Below are 21133 nucleotides of genomic sequence, written 5' to 3'. Positions count from 1 at the left end.
AGAGGCGGTTCAAGCGTTGTCCGCAGACTTGGCCGGCAAGGTGAAACCGGACACCGAACGCCGCAGCTGGCTGGCCATTTTCGCCAGGTTGCCAATGCTCTCGGCGGTGGCGGTGGAGCCGGACGAGGTCTGCGTGGTGATCTGCTGGATCACGTTCATCGTCAGGGAAATCTGGCCGGCCGACGAAGTCTGTTGCTGCGCGGCGTTGGAAATACTCTGGATCAATGCCGCGAGGGTCTTCGATACGCCTTCGATTTCTTCCAGGGCCACCCCGGCATCCTGCGCCAGACGCGCGCCGCGCACCACTTCGGTGGTGGTCTGTTCCATGGAAATCACCGCTTCGTTGGTGTCGGCCTGAATCGCCCGCACCAGCGTTTCGATCTGCCGGGTCGCCGCGGATGAACGCTCGGCCAGACGCTGTACTTCGTCGGCCACCACCGCAAAACCGCGCCCGGCGTCACCGGCCATGGACGCCTGAATCGCCGCGTTGAGGGCGAGGATGTTGGTCTGATCGGCAATGTCATCGATCAGGCTGACAATGTCGCCGATTTCCTGAGAAGACTCACCCAGCCGCTTGATGCGCTTGGCGGTGTCCTGAATCTGCTCGCGAATATTGTCCATGCCATGAATGGTGTTGTGCACCACTTCGTTGCCCTTGTTAGCGATCTCCACCGAGCGTTCGGCCACCGCAGAGGATTCGGCGGCGTTGGCCGAGACCTGATCGATGGACTGGGCCATGTCGTTGATGGCCGTGGAGGCTTCGGAAATCTGCTGCGCCTGATGCTCCGAGGCCTGGGCCAAGTGCATGGCGGTGGCCTGGGTTTCCTGCACGGCGGCGGCGACCTGGCCGGCGGTGAGGTTGATGGTCGCCACCAGATCGCGCAATTGGTCGACGGAATAGTTGATCGAATCAGCGATGGTCCCGGTGAAGTCTTCGGTCACCGAGGCGGTCACGGTCAGGTCGCCATCGGCGAGGTCTTCGATTTCGTCCAGCAAACGCATGATCGCGTTCTGGTTGCGCTCGTTCTTCTCGGCGGTTTCACGCAGTTGACGGTTGGTTTCGCGCACCATCACCAAGCCGATGAGAATGATCGACATCAGCGCCAGCAAGCCCAGTACATAACCCCCGATAGTGCCGGTGTTACGCCCGCCAGCGAGGTTTTCGAAACGGCTGGCCAGGTGTGAAGCTTCATCGAGCAGGGTTTGCGACAGGGTAAAAATATTGGTGGCCGATTCGCGGACCTTGAGCAGCTCCGGCGAGGTTTCGAGGATTTCATCCACCGAACCCGATACGAATTCGAACAGTTCGGAAATCTCGGTCAGCCGGGCGCGCGCATCACGGTCTTCGACCTGGCTGATTTTCAGCGCCGCATTGCCCTGAAGCATGCCGTTGAGCACCAGGCCGAAACGCGCCGCGTCGCGACCGAAAGCGTCGGCCGCCTGCTGCGAATTTTCATCGCCGGACAGCACGGTATTCACCGCACCAAGAATCCGCTCGGCCAGCAGCGACTGACGCTGGGCCATCGCCACTTGAGTGGCCGGGGCGCCGCGTTGCAGGAGGGTTTCGACGACCTTCTCATACTCGACCTGCAACTGCGGCACGGTTTCGGCCAGCGTTGCGGCGACTTGATGCAAAGACAACACAGTCTGTTCGCTGGAGAGGATGGCGTCGGTGTTTTTCAGCAGACGCTCCCAATCCAGCTGCACGGCGCGCATTTCCGGGCGCACGGTGGATGGTGCCGGCGGCAGGCCGGTGGAAGGATCGCCTTTCTTCAGATAGCCCCAACGCTGGGCGAAGTCGTTGCGCGCATCGCTGAGCAACTTGAACGCCGCGGCCTTGCCGGCGGCGGCTTCGGTGGCGTTCTTGGCGATGCGTTGGGACAGCACGCGCAGCTCACCGGCGTGGCCGATGTACTGTTTGTCGTAATTCGCCTGGGTGTTGAGGTACGCGAAGTTGGCGAACAGCAGCATGATGAAGACGATCAGCGCGATGAACAGCGCAATGATCTGCGACCGACTGCGCGACCCTTCTGGTTTGCCTGTTTTTGCTTTTATCATCGGTCCTCGCCTGTTAACCAACACCCTGTAATGCTTGCCGAGAACCTGTGGGAGCGAGCCTGCTCGCGATTCAGGCGCCGCGATGTATCAGGAAGCACCGCGTTATCGTTCAATCGCGAGCAGGCTCGCTCCCACAGGGTTTACAGCGCTACGTTCATGAAGCTCTGTGACTGCGCCAATGCAAACGGGCTGAATACCTGCCAATTCTGCTCACGCTGAAACCGGCCTTTGATGAACGGTGCAATCGGGCCGCTCAAGGTATCTACCGGTTCCAGGCTGTCCTGGGCAAAGTGCTGCAAGCCAAACACTTCATCGACCAGTAACCCGGCAAACACCTCATTGTGCTCCACCACCAACACCCGTCGCTGCTTGCGCAGATTCGACAGTTCATGACCGATGAAACCACTCAAATCCATGATCGGCAGCAGGCGCCCGCGCAGGTTAGCCACGCCCTTGACCCAGGGCTTGACGCCCGGCAATTGGGTAACGCGCGGTTCGTGCAGGACTTCGCTGACTTCGCGCATGGGCGCGACGTACCAATGCTCGCCCAAGCGAAAGCCGATGCCGCTCCAGCTGTCCTGTCGGGTCGGCTGGGACGGCAAGTCCGCCGCCAGCAGACGACAGCGCTGGTCAATCTGCAGCAGCAGTTCGAAAGCCGTCAGCGACTCGGTCATGACCGGACGATCAACCGGCCAGCACGTTGTTCAGGGTCTTGATCAGGGTCTCTTCGTCGACCGGTTTGGTCAGGTAGTCCTTGGCGCCCTGGCGCGTGCCCCAGACTTTGTCGGTTTCCTGATCCTTGGTGGTAATGATGATCACCGGAATGTGCCCGGTTTCCGGGTCTTTGGTCAGCTGACGGGTCGCCTGGAAACCATTGAGGCCGGGCATGACGATGTCCATCAGCACTGCGTCGGGTTTTTCCTGACGAGCCAGGGCCACGCCGTCGGCGCCGTTTTCGGCTTTCAACACCTCATGACCGTGCTTTTCGAGCATGCCGGTCAGTTTGTACATTTCGGTCGGCGAGTCATCGACGATCAGAATACGTGCCATGGTCTTCCCCATTTTTGTCGACACCGGGCCCCATGGCCGAGCGTCACTGTGCGTGTCCTACTGCGGCGAAACGGCGGTGAAGCCCGGTACATGGGCCTGAATCGCGTTCAGCAGTTCTTCCTTGCTGAAAGGCTTGGTCAAAAACTGGTCGGAACCGACGATCCGCCCCTTGGCCTTGTCGAACAACCCGTCCTTGGACGACAGCATAATCACTGGCGTGGACTTGAACGCACTGTTGTTCTTGATTAAAGCGCAGGTCTGATAACCATCCAGACGCGGCATCATGATGTCGACAAAGATGATGCCGGGGTGATTGTCGGCAATCTTGGCCAGGGCATCGAAACCATCGATTGCGGTGATGACTTCACAGCCCACGTTTTTCAACAGCGTTTCGGCGGTGCGACGAATCGTTTTCGAATCATCGATCACCATGACCTTCAAGGCGCTGGAATGCTGTTCCATAGTGGCTCTACCGTCGCCTTTGTGAATCAAATTGTCCGTTTGCCGCTCATCGCTGGCTCGAAACCCTTGATACTTAAGGGCCAACACGGCATGGCAGCCTTTTTAGCACAGTCTCCCCATCCAATCTATCGGGCGACCCTGGCGGTGGTTTTTCCTTGACCGGGAACCCACTCAGCGCCACTCTGACGCCACTTTTTCACAACACTTTCCACCCCAATTTCGAGGAAAACCCCATGAGCGTTCGCGTCGGGATTGTCATGGATCCTATCGCCAGCATCTCCTATAAAAAGGATAGCTCGCTGGCCATGCTGCTGGCCGCGCAAAAGCGTGGCTGGGAACTGTTCTATATGGAACAGCGCGATTTGTATCAGGCCGAAGGCGAGGCTCGCGGGCGGATGCGTCCGCTGAAGGTGTTCGCCAACCCGGAAAAATGGTTTGAGCTGGGCGCCGAAAGCGATGCACTGCTGAGTGACCTGGACGTGATCCTGATGCGCAAGGATCCGCCGTTCGACATGGAATTCGTCTATTCCACGTATTTGCTGGAACAAGCGGAAAATGCCGGCGTACTGGTGGTCAACAAGCCGCAAAGCCTGCGTGACTGCAACGAAAAGCTGTTCGCCACGCTGTTCCCGCAGTGCACGCCGCCGACCATCGTCAGCCGTCGCCCCGACGTGTTACGTGAATTCGCCGACCATCACGGTGACGTGATCCTCAAGCCGCTGGACGGCATGGGCGGCTCATCGATCTTCCGTCACACCGCGGGCCACCCGAACCTGTCGGTGATCCTCGAAACCCTGACCTTGCATGGCCGTCAGCAAATCATGATCCAGGGTTACCTGCCGGCGATCGTTGATGGCGACAAGCGCATCCTGATGATCGACGGCGAGCCGGTGGATTACTGCCTGGCCCGGATTCCCGCGCTCGGTGAAACCCGTGGCAACCTCGCCGCCGGTGGCCGTGGCGAAGCCCGACCGCTGACAGAGAAAGATCGCTGGATCGCCGCGCAAGTCGGCCCGACCCTGCGTGAGAAGGGCTTGCTGTTCGTCGGTCTCGACGTGATCGGTGAGCATCTGACCGAAATCAACGTCACCAGCCCGACCTGCATTCGCGAGATCGATAACGCGTTCGGCACCGACATTGGTGGCCTTCTGATGGATGCCATCGATCAGAAGCTCAAGGCTCGTTGATAGAGACAACCAACATTGCGTTATCATCCCCGGCTTGTAAAAAACGCGATGTTGGTTTTCTTGTTATGACACTCCCGTCCGATCTGCCCCCTGAACTCGCCCACCTTGGTGTGCGCCCGGCTGATCGCCTCGGTTTCACCCTGTTTCTCGCGGCGCTGATTCACCTGGCCTTGCTGTTGGGCGTCGGGTTCTCCATGGTCGAACCCCAGCAAATCAGCAAAACCCTGGAAATCACCCTCGCCACGTTCAAAAGCGAAAAGAAGCCGGAAAAAGCTGACTTTCTCGCCCAGGAAAATCAGGAAGGCAGCGGCACTCTGGAAAAAAAGGCGACGCCCAAGACCACCGAGGTCGCGCCCTTCCAGGACAACAAGGTGCAGCCAGTCACCCCACCGCCAACCGCCACGCCTCAAGTGCCGGAAGCAGCCCCCAAGGCAGCCGTGACGACCGTCGCGCCGAAACCGAAAAAAACCGCGACCAAGCGCGAAGAGATCAAGACCGAGACCAAACCCAAGGTCGTGGCACCGACCTTCGACAGCGCGCAGCTGTCCAGCGACATCGCCAGCCTGGAAGCGGAACTGGCCAGTGAACAACAGCTTTACGCCAAGCGCCCGCGCATCCATCGCTTGAGCGCCGCATCGACCATGCGCGACAAGGGTGCCTGGTACAAAGATGAATGGCGCAAGAAGGTCGAGCGCATCGGCAACCTCAACTACCCCGACGAAGCCCGGCGCAAACAGATTTACGGCAATTTGCGACTGATGGTCTCGATCAACCGCGACGGCTCGCTGTATGAAGTGTTGGTGCTGGAGTCTTCCGGCCAGCCGCTGCTGGACCAGGCGGCGCAGCGCATCGTAAGGCTCGCGGCGCCGTTTGCACCGTTTACCGGGGATCTGTCGGACATCGATCGTCTTGAAATTATTCGGACGTGGAAGTTTGCGCGTGGGGACAGGCTCTCCAGCAACTGACACCCCACAAAATCCCTGTGGGAGCGAGCCTGCTCGCGATGGCGGTCTGCCTGACACCTCAATTTTTGAACGTACCGCCGTCATCGCGAGCAGGCTCGCTCCCACATTTGGTCTGTGCCGACTGCCAAATTGCGGCATCCTCGGCTTGTCAGTTCGCCCCTCCAACGCCACACTAGCGCTCATGAAGAACGTCAGCCCCAGCTACCTCAAGCATCACTTCCTGATCGCCATGCCTCACATGGCCGACCCGAACTTTGCGCACACCTTGACCTACATCGTCGAGCACACGGCCAATGGTGCCATGGGGCTGGTGGTCAACCGCCCGCAGGACCTGAACCTGGCCGATATTCTCGAGCAATTGCGCCCCGATATCGAACCACCAGTGCTCTGCCAGCACGTGCCGATCTTTATGGGTGGCCCGGTGCAAACCGATCGCGGTTTTGTCCTGCATCCATCGGGCAAATCTTTTCAGGCGACCGTTGATCTGGAAGGCGAGCTGTCCCTGTCGACTTCCCAGGACGTGCTGTTCGCCATCGCCGACGGCGTCGGCCCCGCGAAAAGCCTGATCACCCTCGGCTACGCCGGTTGGGAAGCCGGGCAACTGGAAGCCGAACTGGCCGACAACGCCTGGCTGACCTGCCCGTTCAATGCCGACATCCTGTTCAATACCAGCAGCGAATTACGTCTTGAAGCGGCGGCCAAACACCTGGGCGTCAATCTCAGCCTGCTCACCAACCAGGCGGGGCACGCCTGATGGCCCTGCGGTTGATTTTGGGTTTCGACTACGGCACCAAACAGATCGGCGTTGCGGTCGGTCAGGTGATTACCGGTCAGGCCCGCGAGCTGTGCACCTTGAAGGCACAAAACGGCATTCCTGACTGGAATCAGGTCGAAGCCCTGATTAAAGAGTGGAAACCCGACGCCGTGGTGGTCGGCCTGCCGCTGAACATGGATGGCACGCCGAGCGACATGTGCCTGCGGGCCGAGAAGTTCGCCCGCCGCCTGAACGGCCGCTACAACCTGCCCTTTTATACTCACGACGAGCGCCTGACCACCTTCGAGGCCAAGGGCGAACGCCTGGTCCGTGGCGGCCAGAAAGGCAGTTACCGCGACAACCCGGTCGATGCCATCGCCGCCGCCCTGCTGCTGCAAGGCTGGCTCGACGAAAACACCGCGCTGTTCGAATCCTGACCGCACCTAATTCTGAAGAGCCGCTGCGGCGTCTCCCTTAGCTACAACCCGAGCCACCACTCAAGCGGCATCCGGCTCGGGACAAAGAAGGAGCAAACCATGAGCCTGCCCAATCCCGCCGAACTGATCAGCCAGATGGCGATCCGTCTTGACACCTATCTGGCCAAACGGGGCATCAGCGAACCGCGTTACATCGGCATTCGGACCGGTGGCGTCTGGGTCGCGCAGGCGTTGCTCGATGAACTGGGCAGCGATTCGCCCTTGGGCACCCTGGATGTTTCGTTCTACCGCGACGACTTCAGCCAGAACGGCCTGCACCCACAAGTACGCCCATCGGCGCTGCCGTTCGAGATCGAAGGCCAGCACCTGGTGCTGATCGATGACGTGCTGATGAGCGGTCGGACCATCCGCGCCGCGATGAACGAACTCTTCGACTATGGCCGCCCGGCCAGTGTGACGCTGGTATGCCTGCTGGACCTGGACGCCGGTGAACTGCCGATCCGCCCGAACGTGGTTGGCGCGACGCTGTCGTTGGCGGCCCACGAACGAGTGAAACTGTCCGGCCCGGAACTCAAGCTCGAACTTCAAGACCTCGCCCTTTAATTTCGCCCTATTGAGAGTCCCCCTCGCGATGACGCCTCTAGAAACCAAGCGCCCGCTGCAGCTCAATGATCAGGGCCAGCTGCGCCACTTCCTCTCGCTCGACGGTTTGCGCCGCGAGCTGCTGACGGAAATCCTCGACACCGCTGACTCGTTCCTCGAGGTTGGCGCCCGGGCGGTGAAAAAAGTCCCGTTGCTGCGCGGCAAGACCGTGTGCAACGTGTTCTTCGAGAACTCCACCCGCACCCGCACCACTTTCGAACTGGCGGCTCAGCGGCTGTCGGCTGACGTGATCACCCTGAACGTGTCCACGTCGTCGGCGAGCAAGGGCGAAACCCTGCTCGACACCCTGCGCAACCTGGAAGCCATGGCCGCCGACATGTTCGTCGTGCGTCACGGTGATTCCGGCGCGGCGCACTTCATCGCCGAGCATGTTTGCCCGCAAGTGGCGATCATCAACGGCGGCGACGGCCGTCACGCCCACCCGACCCAGGGCATGCTCGACATGCTCACTATCCGTCGGCACAAGGGCGGCTTCGAAAACCTTTCAGTGGCCATCGTCGGCGACATCCTGCACTCGCGGGTAGCGCGCTCGAACATGCTGGCCCTGAAAACCCTTGGTTGCCCGGACATCCGCGTGATCGCGCCGAAAACCCTGCTGCCGATCGGCATCGAGCAGTACGGTGTGAAGGTCTACACCGACATGACCGAAGGCCTGAAAGACGTCGACGTAGTGATCATGCTGCGCCTGCAGCGTGAACGCATGACCGGCGGCCTGCTGCCGAGCGAAGGCGAGTTCTACCGCCTGTTCGGCCTGACCACCGCGCGCCTGGCCGGGGCCAAACCGGATTGCATCGTCATGCACCCGGGGCCGATCAACCGTGGGGTGGAAATTGAGTCGGCGGTGGCCGACGGTCCGCACTCGGTGATCCTCAACCAGGTGACCTACGGCATCGCGATTCGTATGGCTGTGCTGTCCATGGCCATGAGCGGGCAAACAGCCCAGCGCCAATTCGAGCAGGAGAACGCCCAGTGAAGCTCAGCATTCTCGGCGCACGCGTTATCGATCCGGCCAGCGGCCTGGATCAAGTGACTGATATCCACGTTGAAGCCTGCAAGATCGTCGCCCTTGGCGCCGCTCCAGCGGGTTTCGTTGCAGTAGACACCATCGACGCCAAGGGCCTGGTGGCGGCCCCGGGCCTGGTTGACCTGAACGTCGCCCTGCGCGAGCCGGGTTACAGCCGCAAAGGCTCGATCGCCAGCGAAACCCGCGCAGCAGCGGCCGGTGGCGTGACCAGCCTGTGCTGCCCACCGAAAACCAAACCGGTGCTGGACACCTCCGCCGTGGCCGAACTGATCCTCGACCGCGCCCGCGAAGCCGGCAACACCAAAGTCTTCCCGATCGGCGCCCTGAGCAAAGGCCTGGATGGCGAACAGCTGGCCGAACTGGTCGCCTTGCGCGATGCCGGCTGTGTGGCCTTCGGCAACGGTCTGGAGAGCTTTCGCAACACCCGCACCCTGTGTCGGGCGCTGGAATACGCAGCGACGTTCGACCTGACGGTAATTTTCAACTCGCAGGACCATGATCTGGCCGAAGGTGGCCTGGCTCACGAAGGCCCGACTGCGAGTTTCCTCGGTTTACCGGGCATTCCGGAAACCGCTGAAACCGTAGCCCTGGCCCGGGACCTGCTGCTGGTCGAGCAAAGCGGCGTGCGTGCGCACTTCAGCCAGCTCACCAGCGCCCGCGGTGTGGCGCTGATCGCTCAGGCCCAGGCCCGCGGCCTGAAAGTCACGGCGGACGTGGCGTTGTATCAGCTGATCCTCACCGACGAAGCGCTGATCGACTTCAGCAGCCTCTATCACGTCCAGCCGCCGCTGCGCACCCGCGCCGACCGCGACGGCTTGCGGGCAGCGGTGAAGTCGGGGGTGGTCTCGGCCATTTCCAGCCATCACCAACCCCATGAACGCGATGCCAAACTGGCGCCGTTTGGTGCCACCGAACCGGGCATCAGCAGTGTTGAGCTGCTGCTGCCGCTGGCAATGACCCTGGTGGAAGACGGGTTGCTCGACTTGCCGACGCTGCTCGCACGCTTGAGCGCCGGCCCTGCCGACGCGTTGCGTTTACCAGCGGGCAAATTGGCGGTGGGAGGGCCGGCAGATATCGTGCTGTTCGACCCTGCGGCCTCGACCGTGGCCGGTGAAACCTGGCTATCCAAGGGTGAAAACTGCCCGTTCATTGGCCATAGCTTGCCGGGTGTGGTGCGTTACACCCTGGTGGATGGACGGATCAGTCACCAGGCTTAACACCTGTGGCGAGGGAGCTTGCTCCCGCTGGGCTGCGCAGCAGACCTGTTTTGGGGTCGCTTCGCGACCCAGCGGGAGCAAGCTCCCTCGCCACAACTTACTGGAAGGCGCCTCTGTTCTGCGCGTTGCGAATCGACACTTGGTCATTCAACGTCCAGAAGTCATACAACACCCCCAGAAAGAACACCCCGCCTGTCACCAGATACAGCAACCCGCTGATCCATTTCCCCTGATACATCCGGTGCACACCGAATACCCCCAGAAACGTCAGCAGAATCCACGCAACGTTGTATTCGATGGGGCCAGCGGTAAAGCGCAGGTCCGCTTCACGGTCCATGGAGGGGATCAGAAACAGGTCGATCAACCAGCCGATACCCAGCAAACCGAAGGTAAAAAACCAGATGGTCCCGGTCACCGGCTTGCCGTAATAGAAGCGGTGAGCCCCGGTAAAACCGAAAATCCACAACAGGTAACCAATCACTTTGCTGTGTGTGTCTTGCTCTGAAACGGGGTGTTGATAGGTGTTCATGGATGACCTCGACTCACACGATAGAGAAATATTCTTGAATTCTTTGTGACTTTTTTACAGGCGGCCGACATACGGCAAATGCTAACTTCATTCCTGCCAAAGCCTTGTAATACCTGACTTTTGTCCGACAACTGCGTCAATTTTGCCGCTTTTTTAGTTCCGTGGCCCGCCGCCTGAATCGACCAACGGCCTCGGAAGGGCCAAAAAAGCTGTTATAAAGTTGCGCGTTCACCCATATGAGCCTTGCCTAATGCGTCCATTTTTCAAGACATGGCTAACCATTTGCCTATTATTGCCCCTGGCCGCCCACGCCACCAATCGTGAGCAACGTCTTCCCAACGTTAATGGTTACACCCCCAAATCCCATGTTTCTGCTCCTTCAAGCAAAAACAACAAACAGACAGTAAAACGCTCCACCCAACTGAGCAGCGCTAACCGCACGCTGGTACCGCCAATGGCCAGCAAGGAAAGCAGCAACGTGTTGAGCCGCGCGGTAAACGTGCTCGGTACGCCTTATCGTTGGGGCGGCAGCAGCCCAAGTAAAGGGTTCGATTGCAGCGGTCTGGTGAAATACGCGTTCAACGACGCTACGTTTGACCTGCCTCGTACCTCCAACGCCATGGCCAGCGGCCATGGCGAGAAGGTCGATCGCAACGATCTGAAGCCAGGCGACCTGATTTTCTTCAACATCAAGAGCCGCCGGGTCAATCATGTTGCCATCTACCTGGGCAACGACCGCTTCATCCACGCACCCCGCCGTGGCAAGTCGGTCAGCATCGACACCCTGAAGAAACCGTATTGGGAAAGCCACTACGTGGTTGCCAAGCGGGTTCTGCCGAAAGAACAGAACGAATTGCGGGTTGTTCAGCGCTGATCCGACACTGATCGTTCCCACGCTCTGCGTGGGAACGCAGCCCGGGACGCTCCGCGTCCCCCCTGCCAAAGCGGACGCGGAGCGTCCATTGAGGCATTCCCACGCAGAGCGTGGGAACGATCAACTTCCCGTCAGAAGTTATCCGGCGACCGCGCCTTCTCCCGCGCATGCTCGCGACTGATCACGCCCTTGGTCACCAACTCCTTCAGGCACATATCCAGCGTCTGCATCCCCAGCGACCCTCCGGTCTGAATCGACGAATACATCTGCGCCACCTTGTCTTCGCGGATCAGGTTACGGATCGCCGAAGTGCCAAGCATGATTTCGTGGGCGGCAACTCGCCCGCCGCCGATTTTCTTGATCAATGTCTGCGAAACCACCGCCAGCAATGACTCGGAAAGCATCGAGCGCACCATCGATTTTTCGTCGCCCGGAAACACGTCCACCACCCGGTCGATGGTTTTCGCCGCCGACGTGGTGTGCAGCGTGCCGAATACCAGGTGACCGGTCTCGGCGGCAGTCAATGCCAGCCGAATAGTCTCCAGATCACGCATCTCCCCCACCAGAATCACGTCCGGGTCTTCGCGCAGGGCCGAGCGCAGCGCCGTGGCGAAGCTGCGGGTATCACGATGGACTTCGCGCTGATTGATCAGGCATTTGCGCGATTCGTGGACGAACTCGATCGGGTCTTCGATGGTGAGGATGTGGTGATGGCGATGGTTGTTCAGGTAATCGATCATCGCCGCCAATGTGGTGGACTTGCCCGAACCGGTCGGGCCGGTCACCAGCACCAGGCCCCGGGGGGCTTCGGTAATCTTGCGAAACACTTCCCCCATCCCCAGATCGTCCATGCTCAGCACCTTGGACGGAATGGTCCGGAATACCGCGCCCGCACCCCGATTCTGGTTGAAGGCATTGACCCGAAAACGCGCCACGCCGGGCACTTCGAAGGAAAAGTCGGTTTCAAGATGCTTCTCGAAGTCCACCCGCTGGAGGTCGTTCATGATGTCGTAGATCAGCTCATGCACTTCCTTGTGATCCAGAGCCGGCAGGTTGATGCGTCGTACATCGCCGTCGACACGGATCATCGGTGGCAGGCCGGCGGACAGGTGCAGGTCAGACGCGCCTTGTTTGGCGCTGAAAGCCAGCAGCTCAGTGATATCCATAGCGCTCCTCAATTCCAGTAGAATGCCGCGAACCTTCAGACCGCTGGCGCCTCTTGATGTCCACGATAGCAGACAACATCGCTCAGGTTAGTTCACGCATCCGTGCTGCCGCCCTCGCCGCCGGGCGCAACGAGCACAGCATCCAGCTGCTAGCCGTGAGCAAGACCAAACCCGCCGAAGCACTGCGTGAAGCCTACGCCGCCGGGATCCGCGACTTTGGCGAAAACTACCTGCAGGAAGCCTTGGGCAAACAGCTCGAATTGGCCGACCTGCCCTTGATCTGGCACTTCATCGGCCCCATTCAATCGAACAAGACTCGCGCTATCGCCGAGCATTTCGACTGGGTGCATTCCGTGGATCGCTTGAAAATCGCACAACGCCTGTCCGAACAACGCCCTGCCGATTTGCCTCCATTGAACATCTGCATCCAGGTCAACGTCAGTGGTGAAGCCAGCAAGTCCGGCTGTACCCCGGCCGACCTGCCCGCCCTGGCCAATGCCATCAGCGCGCTGCCGCGCTTGAAATTACGCGGGCTGATGGCGATTCCCGAGCCGACTGAAGATCGCGCCGCCCAGGACGCGGCTTTTGCTGCCGTACAGAGCCTGCAAGCCAGCCTGAACCTGCCACTCGACACACTTTCCATGGGCATGAGCCACGACCTCGAGTCGGCCATTGCCATGGGCGCCACTTGGGTCCGTATCGGAACGGCCCTGTTTGGTGCCCGCGACTACGGCCAGTCTTGAAACAATGGCTGACACCTCTCTTTATAAGGACCTGACATGAGCAAGACTCGTATTGCCTTTATCGGAGCCGGCAACATGGCCGCCAGCCTGATCGGCGGCCTGCGCGCCAAAGGTCTGGACGCCGCGCAGATCCGCGCCAGTGATCCGGGTGAACAAACCCGTGCCCGCGTGAGTGCCGAACACGGCATCGAAGTGTTTGCTGACAACGCCGAAGCCATTCAGGGCGTGGACGTGATCGTGCTGGCGGTCAAACCCCAGGCGATGAAAGCCGTGTGCGAAGCCATTCGCCCAAGCCTTGCGCCGAATCAACTGGTGGTCTCGATTGCGGCCGGCATCACCTGCGCCAGCATGAACAACTGGCTTGGCGCCCAGCCGATCGTGCGCTGCATGCCCAACACCCCGGCGCTGCTGCGTCAGGGCGTGAGCGGGCTGTACGCCACCAACGAAGTGAGCGCCGGGCAACGCCAGCAAGCTGAAGAATTGCTGTCGGCGGTTGGCATTGCCCTGTGGCTGAACGAAGAACAGCAACTGGACGCGGTCACCGCCGTTTCCGGCTCAGGCCCTGCGTATTTCTTCCTGCTGATCGAAGCCATGACCGCCGCGGGCGTGAAGCTCGGCCTGCCAGCGGACATCGCCGCGCAACTGACCGTGCAAACCGCTTTGGGTGCTGCACACATGGCGGTCGCAAGCGATGTCGACGCGGCTGAACTGCGTCGTCGCGTGACGTCACCTGCGGGCACCACCGAAGCGGCGATCAAGTCGTTCCAGGCCGGCGGCTTCGAAGCCCTGGTAGAAAAAGCACTCGGCGCCGCTGCGCACCGCTCGGCCGAGATGGCTGAGCAACTCGGTCGCTAATCAGCTCTTACAAGGAATCAATGATGCTCGGACTCAATGACGCTGCCATTTTCATCATCAAAACCTTGGGCAGCCTGTACCTGCTGATCGTGCTGCTGCGCTTCATCCTGCAATTGGTTCGGGCGAATTTTTACAACCCGCTCTGCCAGTTCATCGTGAAAGCCACTCAACCGCTGCTCAAGCCCCTGCGCCGGGTCATCCCGAGTATGTTCGGGCTGGACATGTCGTCACTGGTACTGGCGCTGATCGTGCAGATGGTGCTGATAGCAGTCATCCTGCTGCTCAAGGGCTTCGAGGTCGATTTGCTGCTTTTGGTGCCTTGGGCACTGATCGCAATCTTCTCGCTGTTTCTGAGTGTTCTGTTCTACGCGATGATCATCAGTGTGATCCTGTCCTGGGTCGCTCCCGGCAGCCACAACCCGGGCGCAGAGCTGGTCGCGCAGATTACTGAACCAGTACTCGCGCCGTTCCGCCGTATCATTCCGAACCTGGGCGGCCTCGACATCTCGCCGATCTTCGCGTTTATCGCGATCCAGTTGCTGCAAAGCTGGCTGATCCCGCGACTTGCGTACTATGCCCTCATGCCGCAGGGGCTGCTCGGCCTGATCTGATGAGCTACTTTCGCTGGGACGGTGATGACCTGATTCTGGAATGTCACCTGCAACCGGCGGCCCGCAGCGATGATTTCTGCGGGCTGCATGGCGATCGCCTGAAGATCCGCCTGACCGCACCGCCGGTTGAAGGCAAGGCCAATGCGTACCTGATGGCGTTTCTGGCCAAGGCGTTCGGGGTTTCCAAGAGTCAGGTGAGTTTGATCAGCGGAGAGCTGAACCGGCAGAAACGGGTGCGGATCTGTTCGCCGAAGAAACTGCCGGATTTGCCGGATCTCACCCTCCCCTGATCATTCCCACGCTCCGCGTGGGAATGCAGCCCGGGACGCTCCGCGTCCCAGCCGAAGCGGACGCAGAGCGTCCAGCGAGGCATTCCCACGCAGAGCGTGGGAACGATCGTTAACGGTGGGGAAGTTAGCTTGCTGCTAGGGTCAGCGGTCTTTAGACTTACGCCTCATTTCAATGAGAGCAGGGTCGATGCCAGCTGCCTTCCCCCCCGATTCTGTTGGTCTGGTGACGCCGCAAGTGGCGCACTTCAGTGAACCCCTGGCCTTGGCCTGCGGACGTTCGCTGCCCGCTTATGACCTGATCTACGAAACCTACGGCACGCTGAACGCTACGGCGAGCAACGCCGTGCTGATCTGCCACGCCTTGTCCGGTCACCATCACGCCGCCGGCTTCCACAGCCCCGACGACCGCAAACCGGGTTGGTGGGACAGCTGCATCGGCCCCGGCAAGCCGATCGACACCAACAAGTTCTTCGTGGTCAGCCTGAATAATCTCGGCGGGTGCAATGGCTCCACCGGCCCCAGCAGTGTCAATCCGGAAACCGGCAAGCCATTCGGCGCCGATTTCCCGGTACTGACCGTGGAAGACTGGGTCCACAGCCAGGCACGTCTCGCCGACCTGCTCGGCATCCGCCAATGGGCGGCGGTGATCGGCGGCAGCCTCGGCGGCATGCAGGCCTTGCAGTGGACCATCACTTACCCGGACCGCGTGCGGCACTGCCTGGCGATCGCCTCGGCACCAAAACTGTCGGCGCAGAACATTGCGTTCAACGAAGTCGCACGTCAGGCGATCCTCACCGACCCGGAGTTCCACGGCGGCTCGTTCCAGGAAGCGGGTGTGATCCCCAAGCGCGGCTTGATGCTGGCGCGGATGGTCGGGCACATCACGTATCTGTCCGACGACTCCATGGGCGAGAAATTCGGTCGCGGCCTGAAGAGCGAAAAGCTCAACTACGACTTCCACAGCGTCGAGTTCCAGGTCGAAAGTTACCTGCGGTATCAGGGCGAAGAGTTTTCCGGACGTTTCGACGCCAACACCTACCTGCTGATGACCAAGGCACTGGACTACTTCGACCCGGCGGCAAACTTCGACGATGACCTGGCGAAAACCTTCGCCAATGCCCAGGCCAGGTTCTGCGTGATGTCCTTCACCACCGACTGGCGCTTCTCCCCTGCCCGCTCGCGGGAACTGGTGGACGCGCTGATGGCGGCCAGGAAAGACGTCTGCTACCTGGAGATCGACGCTCCGCAAGGCCACGATGCCTTCCTGATTCCGATCCCGCGTTATTTGCAGGCCTTCAGCAATTACATGAACCGTATAGCGCTTTGAGGAAGACATGAGAGCCGATCTGGAAATCATCCAGGAATGGATCCCCGCCGGCAGCCGCGTGCTCGACCTCGGCTGCGGTGACGGCGAGTTGCTGACCTGGCTGCGCGACCACAAACAGGTCACCGGCTATGGCCTGGAAAACGACCCGGATAACATTGCCGAGTGCGTGGCCAAGGGTATCAACGTCATCGAGCAAGATCTGGACAAGGGTCTGGGCAACTTCGCCAGCAACAGCTTCGACATCGTGGTCATGACCCAGGCCCTGCAAGCCGTGCATTACCCGGACAGGATCCTCGACGAAATGCTGCGCGTCGGTCGCCAGTGCATCATCACCTTCCCCAATTTCGGTCACTGGCGCTGCCGCTGGTACCTGGCGAGCAAGGGCCGGATGCCGGTTTCGGATTTTCTGCCATATACCTGGTACAACACGCCGAACATCCACTTCTGCACTTTCGAAGACTTTGAAGCGCTTTGTCGCGAACGTGAAGCCAAGGTCATTGATCGGCTTGCCGTGGATCAACAGCATCGGCACGGGTGGGCCAGTAAGCTATGGCCTAATCTGTTAGGTGAAATCGGTATTTACCGAGTCAGCAGCCCCGGGCTGCAGGACCACAAGGTCGCGGTCTGAATCACGACATTTCGAGGAGAACGATCATGGGTCGTCTAGCGCTGTTTTTACTTACTGCCTGCCTGAGCGTCACCGCCATGGCCGCCGATGTCATCAAGGGCGAGCGCAAGGAAACCTTTGGCGATGTGACGGTGCATTACAACACCTTCAATTCCACCTTCCTGACACCGGATATCGCCAAAGCGGCCGAGCTGACCCGCAGCAAGAATCAGGGCGTGATCAATGTCTCGGTACTCAAGGAAGGTAAACCACAGACGGCTCAGGTCAGCGGCACGGTCAAAGACCTGACCAGCCAAAGCATCCCGCTGAAGTTCAAACAGATCACTGAAACAGGCGCGGTGTACTACATCGCCCAGTTCCCGGTGGATCAGCAGGAAATCCGCACCTTTGACATCAAGGTGCAGACCGGCGACAAAACCAACACCATCAGTTTCCAACAAGAGCTTTTCCCCGGCCAATGATGAATTTCACCCAACTCGTACTGGCCAGCCACAACGCCGGCAAACTCAAGGAACTCCAGGCCATGCTCGGCGAATCGGTGCACTTGCGCTCGATCGGCGAGTTCAGCAGCGTCGAGCCTGAAGAAACCGGCCTGTCGTTCGTCGAGAACGCCATTCTCAAGGCCCGCAATGCCTCGCGCATTTCCGGTCTGCCGGCCTTGGCCGATGATTCGGGGCTGGCGGTGGATTTCCTCGGCGGTGCGCCGGGCATTTATTCGGCCCGTTACGCCGACGGTAAAGGCGATGCGGCGAACAACGCCAAACTGCTCGACGTCTTGAAAGACGTGCCGCAAGCCGAGCGCGGCGCGCAGTTCGTCTGTGTGCTGGCGCTGGTGCGTCATGCCGACGATCCGTTGCCGATTCTCTGCGAAGGCCTGTGGCATGGGCGCATCCTGACCCAGGCCAGCGGCGAACACGGTTTTGGCTATGACCCGCTGTTCTGGGTCCCGGAGCGTGAATGCTCCAGCGCCGAGCTTAAGCCCAGCGACAAGAACCAGATCAGTCACCGCGCCCGTGCAATGGATCTGCTGCGCCAGCGTCTGGGCCTGAAATGATCCATGACTCGTCCGCGTCGCCGCTGATCTTCGGCGGCGCCGCCCAATCGCCTCGAGCGGCCCTGCCTGTGCTGCCGCCCCTGGCGCTGTACATCCACATCCCGTGGTGTGTACGCAAATGCCCTTATTGCGACTTCAACTCCCACACCGCCAGCCCCGTGCTGCCGGAAGAAGAATATGTCGACGCCCTGCTGGCCGACCTCGATCAAGACCTGCATGCGGTCTATGGCCGCGAGCTGAGCTCGATCTTCTTCGGTGGCGGTACGCCGAGCCTGTTCAGTGCCAAGGCACTGGGTCGCTTGCTCAAGGGCGTCGAGCAACGAATTCCGTTTGCCAGCGACATCGAAATCACCCTGGAAGCCAACCCCGGAACCTTCGAGCAGGAAAAGTTCGTCGCTTACCGGGCGCTGGGTATCAATCGCCTGTCGATCGGCATCCAGAGCTTTCAGGAAGAGAAGCTCAAGGCCCTGGGGCGGATTCACAACGGTGATGAAGCCGTGCGTGCCGCCGGCATGGCCCGTCAGGCCGGTTTCGACAACTTCAACCTGGACCTGATGCATGGTTTGCCCGATCAGTCCCTGGACGATGCCCTGAACGACCTGCGCCAGGCCATTGCCCTGAAACCGACGCACCTGTCCTGGTATCAGCTGACGCTGGAACCGAACACGGTGTTCTGGAACCAGCCGCCGACGCTGCCGGAAGACGACACCCTGTGGGACATTCAAGAGGCCGGTCAGGCGCTGTTGGCCGAACACGGTTACGCGCAATACGAAGTCTCGGCCTACGCCCTGCCCGGTCGTCCGGCGCGGCATAACCTCAATTACTGGAGTTTCGGCGACTTCATCGGCATCGGTGCCGGGGCTCATGGCAAGCTCAGCCATCCGGACGGGCGCATCGTCCGTACCTGGAAGACCCGCTTGCCGAAGGACTACCTCAATCCGGCCAAAAGCTTCAAGGCTGGCGAGAAAGCCCTGACCAACGAAGAACTGCCGTTCGAGTTCCTGATGAACGCCTTGCGCCTGACCGAGGGCGTCGAAGCGCGGTTGTATCCAGAGCGCACCGGGCTGCCCCTGGAAAGCCTCGCCGAAGCTCGCCGCGAGGCCGAACAAAGTGGCTTGTTGCAGGTCGAACCGTCACGTCTGGCGGCCACGCTGCGCGGACAACTCTTTCTCAATGACTTGCTGCAAAAATTTCTGACATAAGGAAATCGAATGGATCTGGTACTCGACCTGCTCGCCACCGTGTCCCGCTGGAGCCGTAGCAACCTGTCGGAAATCTCGCTGGCGCTGGTGGGCTGCCTGCTGGTGCTGTTTGGCGCCGACATCAAGGGTTGGGTCGACCAACGCCTGGGCAGCATCGCCGGCGCCTTGCGCGTCCCGCTGATGGCCCTGCTGTGCATGGTCGGCAGCGGCGTGGCGCTGATCTATGCAACTCCATGGATCATCAAAGGCCTGAGCCAGTTCAACAACTACAGCCTGGCGCCGGTGTTGTTGGTGGTGCTGGTGTTGATTGGCGTGGTCGCTGATCGCCGCTGACTTCAGTTACAACCGAAAACAACTGTGGGAGCGAGCCTGCTCGCGATAGCGGTCAGACAGTCAACGAAGATGTTGAATGTTGTGACGCTATCGCGAGCAGGCTCGCTCCCACAGTTTTTACAGCGTTGTACTTAAGACTGTTTTTCGAACTTCAGATCCCACACGCCATGCCCAAGGCGTTCGCCGCGGCGTTCGAACTTGGTGATCGGGCGCTCGGTCGGGCGCGGGACGCATTTGCCGTCTTCGGCGAGGTTGCGATAGCCCGGCGCGACGTTCATCACTTCCAGCATGTACTCGGCGTACGGTTCCCAGTCAGTGGCCATGTGCAACACACCGCCGACCTTCAACTTGCTGCGCACCAGCTCGGCGAACGACGCCTGAACGATACGACGCTTGTGGTGACGGCTCTTGTGCCACGGGTCCGGGAAAAACAGCATCAGGCGATCGAGGCTGTTGTCGGCGATGCAACGGTTGAGCACTTCGATTGCATCGCAATCGTAGACGCGCAGGTTGGTCAGGCCCTGAGTCAGCACGCCATTGAGCAGCGCACCGACACCCGGACGGTGAACTTCAACGCCAATGAAATCCTGCTCCGGCGAGGCCGCGGCCATTTCCAGCAGCGAATGGCCCATGCCAAAGCCGATTTCGAGCGAGCGCGGCGCTGAGCGACCGAACACCTGATCGAAGTCCACCGGTGCATCGGCCAAAGGCAGCACGAACAGCGGTGTGCCTTGGTCCAGACCACGTTGCTGGCCTTCAGTCATGCGCCCGGCGCGCATCACGAAACTCTTGATGCGGCGGTGTTGACGCTCGTCGCCTTCTTCCGTCTGGATTGGCGTGTCGTTTGATTCAGTCATCAATGGCTCTTACTTGATCAGACCATCCAGCGGCGAGGAGGCGCTGGCATAGAGTTTTTTCGGCATGCGGCCGGCGAGGTAGGCCAAGCGACCTGCAACGATGGCGTGTTTCATGGCTTCAGCCATCATGATCGGCTGCTGGGCATGGGCGATGGCCGAGTTCATCAGCACCGCTTCGCAACCCAGCTCCATGGCGATGGTGGCGTCGGAGGCGGTACCGACACCGGCATCCACCAACACCGGGATCTTGGCTTCTTCGAGGATGATCTGCAGGTTGTACGGGTTGCAGATCCCCAGGCCCGTGCCGATCAAACCGGCCAGCGGCATCACCGCGATGCAACCGATTTCCGCCAGTTGACGGGCAATGATCGGGTCATCGCTGGTGTAAACCATCACGTCGAAACCTTCCTTGACCAGCACTTCGGCGGCCTTGAGGGTTTCGATCACGTTGGGGAACAGGGTTTTCTGGTCCGCCAGCACTTCCAGCTTCACCAGGTTGTGGCCGCCGAGCAGCTCACGGGCCAGGCGGCAGGTGCGCACAGCCTCGGTAGCATCGAAGCAGCCGGCGGTGTTAGGCAGGAAGGTGTAGCGATCCGGCGACAGGACTTCGAGCAGGTTCGGTTCGCCCGGGTTCTGGCCGAGGTTGGTGCGGCGCACGGCGAAGGTGACGATCTCGGCACCCGAGGCTTCGATGGCCAGGCGGGTTTCTTCCATGTCGCGGTACTTGCCGGTGCCTACCAGCAAACGCGACTGGTAAGTACGACCGGCCAGGACGAAGGGCTTGTCGCTACGAACGATGCTCATGGGAAATCCTCTGTAGGGGTGAGGTTCTTGCAGAATAATTCTG

General features: G+C 60.4%; 26 protein-coding genes. 18 read left to right on the top strand and 8 right to left on the bottom strand.

Annotation, left to right across the window (positions count from 1 at the left end; genetic code table 11):
* Positions 1-9 precede the first annotated feature (9 nt).
* From ACZ9IM_RS06890 to pilG, 4 genes are all read right to left on the bottom strand, one after another.
* On the bottom strand, positions 10-2058 hold the full coding sequence (locus ACZ9IM_RS06890) for a methyl-accepting chemotaxis protein (RefSeq protein ID WP_427624957.1): 2049 nt from the start codon (positions 2056-2058) through the stop codon (positions 10-12).
* Positions 2059-2198: 140 nt separating this feature from the next.
* On the bottom strand, positions 2199-2732 hold the full coding sequence (locus ACZ9IM_RS06885) for a chemotaxis protein CheW (protein WP_476223598.1): 534 nt from the start codon (positions 2730-2732) through the stop codon (positions 2199-2201).
* Positions 2733-2742: 10 nt separating this feature from the next.
* Entirely contained in the window at positions 2743-3108 is a 366-nt protein-coding gene (pilH, locus tag ACZ9IM_RS06880; protein WP_008068134.1) for a twitching motility response regulator PilH, read from the bottom strand.
* A 57-nt stretch (positions 3109-3165) separates the two neighbouring features.
* Positions 3166-3570 (bottom strand): twitching motility response regulator PilG, encoded by a 405-nt coding sequence (gene pilG, locus ACZ9IM_RS06875; RefSeq protein WP_008068133.1) that lies wholly within the window; start codon positions 3568-3570, stop codon positions 3166-3168.
* A 233-nt stretch (positions 3571-3803) separates the two neighbouring features.
* On the opposite strand from pilG, the gene gshB reads away from it, so the two are divergent.
* The 7 genes from gshB (at position 3804) to ACZ9IM_RS06840 (ending at position 9817) form a co-directional block, all read left to right on the top strand.
* On the top strand, positions 3804-4757 hold the full coding sequence (gene gshB / locus ACZ9IM_RS06870) for a glutathione synthase (protein ID WP_123500226.1): 954 nt from the start codon (positions 3804-3806) through the stop codon (positions 4755-4757).
* Between the two features lie 65 nt (positions 4758-4822).
* Complete coding sequence (locus ACZ9IM_RS06865; RefSeq protein ID WP_008068130.1) at positions 4823-5722, top strand: energy transducer TonB; 900 nt, start codon at positions 4823-4825, stop codon at positions 5720-5722.
* Positions 5723-5903: 181 nt separating this feature from the next.
* Positions 5904-6476, top strand: a complete 573-nt coding sequence (locus tag ACZ9IM_RS06860; RefSeq protein ID WP_401173696.1) for a YqgE/AlgH family protein — start codon at positions 5904-5906, stop codon at positions 6474-6476.
* Complete coding sequence (gene ruvX / locus ACZ9IM_RS06855) at positions 6476-6913, top strand: Holliday junction resolvase RuvX (RefSeq protein WP_007897947.1); 438 nt, start codon at positions 6476-6478, stop codon at positions 6911-6913. Before ACZ9IM_RS06860 ends, ruvX begins: the two co-directional genes overlap by 1 nt.
* A 99-nt stretch (positions 6914-7012) precedes the next feature.
* Entirely contained in the window at positions 7013-7516 is a 504-nt protein-coding gene (pyrR, locus tag ACZ9IM_RS06850; RefSeq protein ID WP_008068126.1) for a bifunctional pyr operon transcriptional regulator/uracil phosphoribosyltransferase PyrR, read from the top strand.
* Positions 7517-7544: 28 nt separating this feature from the next.
* Entirely contained in the window at positions 7545-8549 is a 1005-nt protein-coding gene (locus ACZ9IM_RS06845; protein ID WP_007897943.1) for an aspartate carbamoyltransferase catalytic subunit, read from the top strand.
* The gene (locus tag ACZ9IM_RS06840) at positions 8546-9817 is read left to right on the top strand and encodes a dihydroorotase (RefSeq protein WP_427624949.1); all 1272 of its coding nucleotides are present in this window, start codon (positions 8546-8548) and stop codon (positions 9815-9817) included. The genes ACZ9IM_RS06845 and ACZ9IM_RS06840 overlap by 4 nt, the downstream gene beginning before the upstream one ends.
* Before the next feature lie 97 nt (positions 9818-9914).
* Here ACZ9IM_RS06840 and ACZ9IM_RS06835 read toward each other — a convergent pair whose 3' ends face one another.
* Entirely contained in the window at positions 9915-10346 is a 432-nt protein-coding gene (locus ACZ9IM_RS06835) for an NINE protein (protein ID WP_007897940.1), read from the bottom strand.
* A gap of 250 nt (positions 10347-10596) precedes the next feature.
* On the opposite strand from ACZ9IM_RS06835, the gene ACZ9IM_RS06830 reads away from it, so the two are divergent.
* The gene (locus ACZ9IM_RS06830; protein ID WP_476223597.1) at positions 10597-11220 is read left to right on the top strand and encodes a C40 family peptidase; all 624 of its coding nucleotides are present in this window, start codon (positions 10597-10599) and stop codon (positions 11218-11220) included.
* A 131-nt stretch (positions 11221-11351) separates the two neighbouring features.
* Here ACZ9IM_RS06830 and ACZ9IM_RS06825 read toward each other — a convergent pair whose 3' ends face one another.
* A complete protein-coding gene (locus ACZ9IM_RS06825; protein ID WP_123500239.1) occupies positions 11352-12386 on the bottom strand; it encodes a type IV pilus twitching motility protein PilT in 1035 nt (344 codons plus the stop codon).
* Positions 12387-12442: 56 nt separating this feature from the next.
* On the opposite strand from ACZ9IM_RS06825, the gene ACZ9IM_RS06820 reads away from it, so the two are divergent.
* From ACZ9IM_RS06820 to ACZ9IM_RS06775, 10 genes are all read left to right on the top strand, one after another.
* Complete coding sequence (locus ACZ9IM_RS06820) at positions 12443-13129, top strand: YggS family pyridoxal phosphate-dependent enzyme (protein WP_007897937.1); 687 nt, start codon at positions 12443-12445, stop codon at positions 13127-13129.
* A gap of 36 nt (positions 13130-13165) precedes the next feature.
* The gene (gene proC / locus ACZ9IM_RS06815; RefSeq protein ID WP_476223596.1) at positions 13166-13984 is read left to right on the top strand and encodes a pyrroline-5-carboxylate reductase; all 819 of its coding nucleotides are present in this window, start codon (positions 13166-13168) and stop codon (positions 13982-13984) included.
* 23 nt (positions 13985-14007) lie between these two features.
* A complete protein-coding gene (locus ACZ9IM_RS06810; RefSeq protein ID WP_427624945.1) occupies positions 14008-14595 on the top strand; it encodes a YggT family protein in 588 nt (195 codons plus the stop codon).
* Positions 14595-14885, top strand: coding sequence for a DUF167 domain-containing protein (locus ACZ9IM_RS06805; RefSeq protein WP_183680893.1), 291 nt, complete (start codon positions 14595-14597; stop codon positions 14883-14885). Before ACZ9IM_RS06810 ends, ACZ9IM_RS06805 begins: the two co-directional genes overlap by 1 nt.
* Before the next feature lie 187 nt (positions 14886-15072).
* Entirely contained in the window at positions 15073-16212 is a 1140-nt protein-coding gene (metX, locus tag ACZ9IM_RS06800; protein WP_007897931.1) for a homoserine O-succinyltransferase MetX, read from the top strand.
* 7 nt (positions 16213-16219) lie between these two features.
* The gene (metW, locus tag ACZ9IM_RS06795; RefSeq protein WP_476223595.1) at positions 16220-16840 is read left to right on the top strand and encodes a methionine biosynthesis protein MetW; all 621 of its coding nucleotides are present in this window, start codon (positions 16220-16222) and stop codon (positions 16838-16840) included.
* Positions 16841-16866: 26 nt separating this feature from the next.
* Entirely contained in the window at positions 16867-17301 is a 435-nt protein-coding gene (locus tag ACZ9IM_RS06790; RefSeq protein ID WP_052964987.1) for a DUF4426 domain-containing protein, read from the top strand.
* Entirely contained in the window at positions 17298-17894 is a 597-nt protein-coding gene (gene rdgB / locus ACZ9IM_RS06785) for an RdgB/HAM1 family non-canonical purine NTP pyrophosphatase (RefSeq protein WP_007897921.1), read from the top strand. Before ACZ9IM_RS06790 ends, rdgB begins: the two co-directional genes overlap by 4 nt.
* Complete coding sequence (gene hemW / locus ACZ9IM_RS06780) at positions 17891-19096, top strand: radical SAM family heme chaperone HemW (RefSeq protein ID WP_476223594.1); 1206 nt, start codon at positions 17891-17893, stop codon at positions 19094-19096. Before rdgB ends, hemW begins: the two co-directional genes overlap by 4 nt.
* 9 nt (positions 19097-19105) lie before the next feature.
* Positions 19106-19429, top strand: coding sequence for a DUF3392 domain-containing protein (locus ACZ9IM_RS06775; RefSeq protein ID WP_007897907.1), 324 nt, complete (start codon positions 19106-19108; stop codon positions 19427-19429).
* 131 nt (positions 19430-19560) lie between these two features.
* Here ACZ9IM_RS06775 and trmB read toward each other — a convergent pair whose 3' ends face one another.
* Together trmB and ACZ9IM_RS06765 are read right to left on the bottom strand one after the other, a co-directional pair.
* Entirely contained in the window at positions 19561-20286 is a 726-nt protein-coding gene (trmB, locus tag ACZ9IM_RS06770) for a tRNA (guanosine(46)-N7)-methyltransferase TrmB (RefSeq protein ID WP_007897906.1), read from the bottom strand.
* 9 nt (positions 20287-20295) lie between these two features.
* The gene (locus ACZ9IM_RS06765; protein WP_007897902.1) at positions 20296-21090 is read right to left on the bottom strand and encodes a thiazole synthase; all 795 of its coding nucleotides are present in this window, start codon (positions 21088-21090) and stop codon (positions 20296-20298) included.
* Positions 21091-21133: the final 43 nt, after the last annotated feature.

It is taken from the genome of Pseudomonas sp. TE12508, from assembly GCF_056279485.1.
This window is presented reverse-complemented; position numbering and strand designations above follow the sequence as displayed.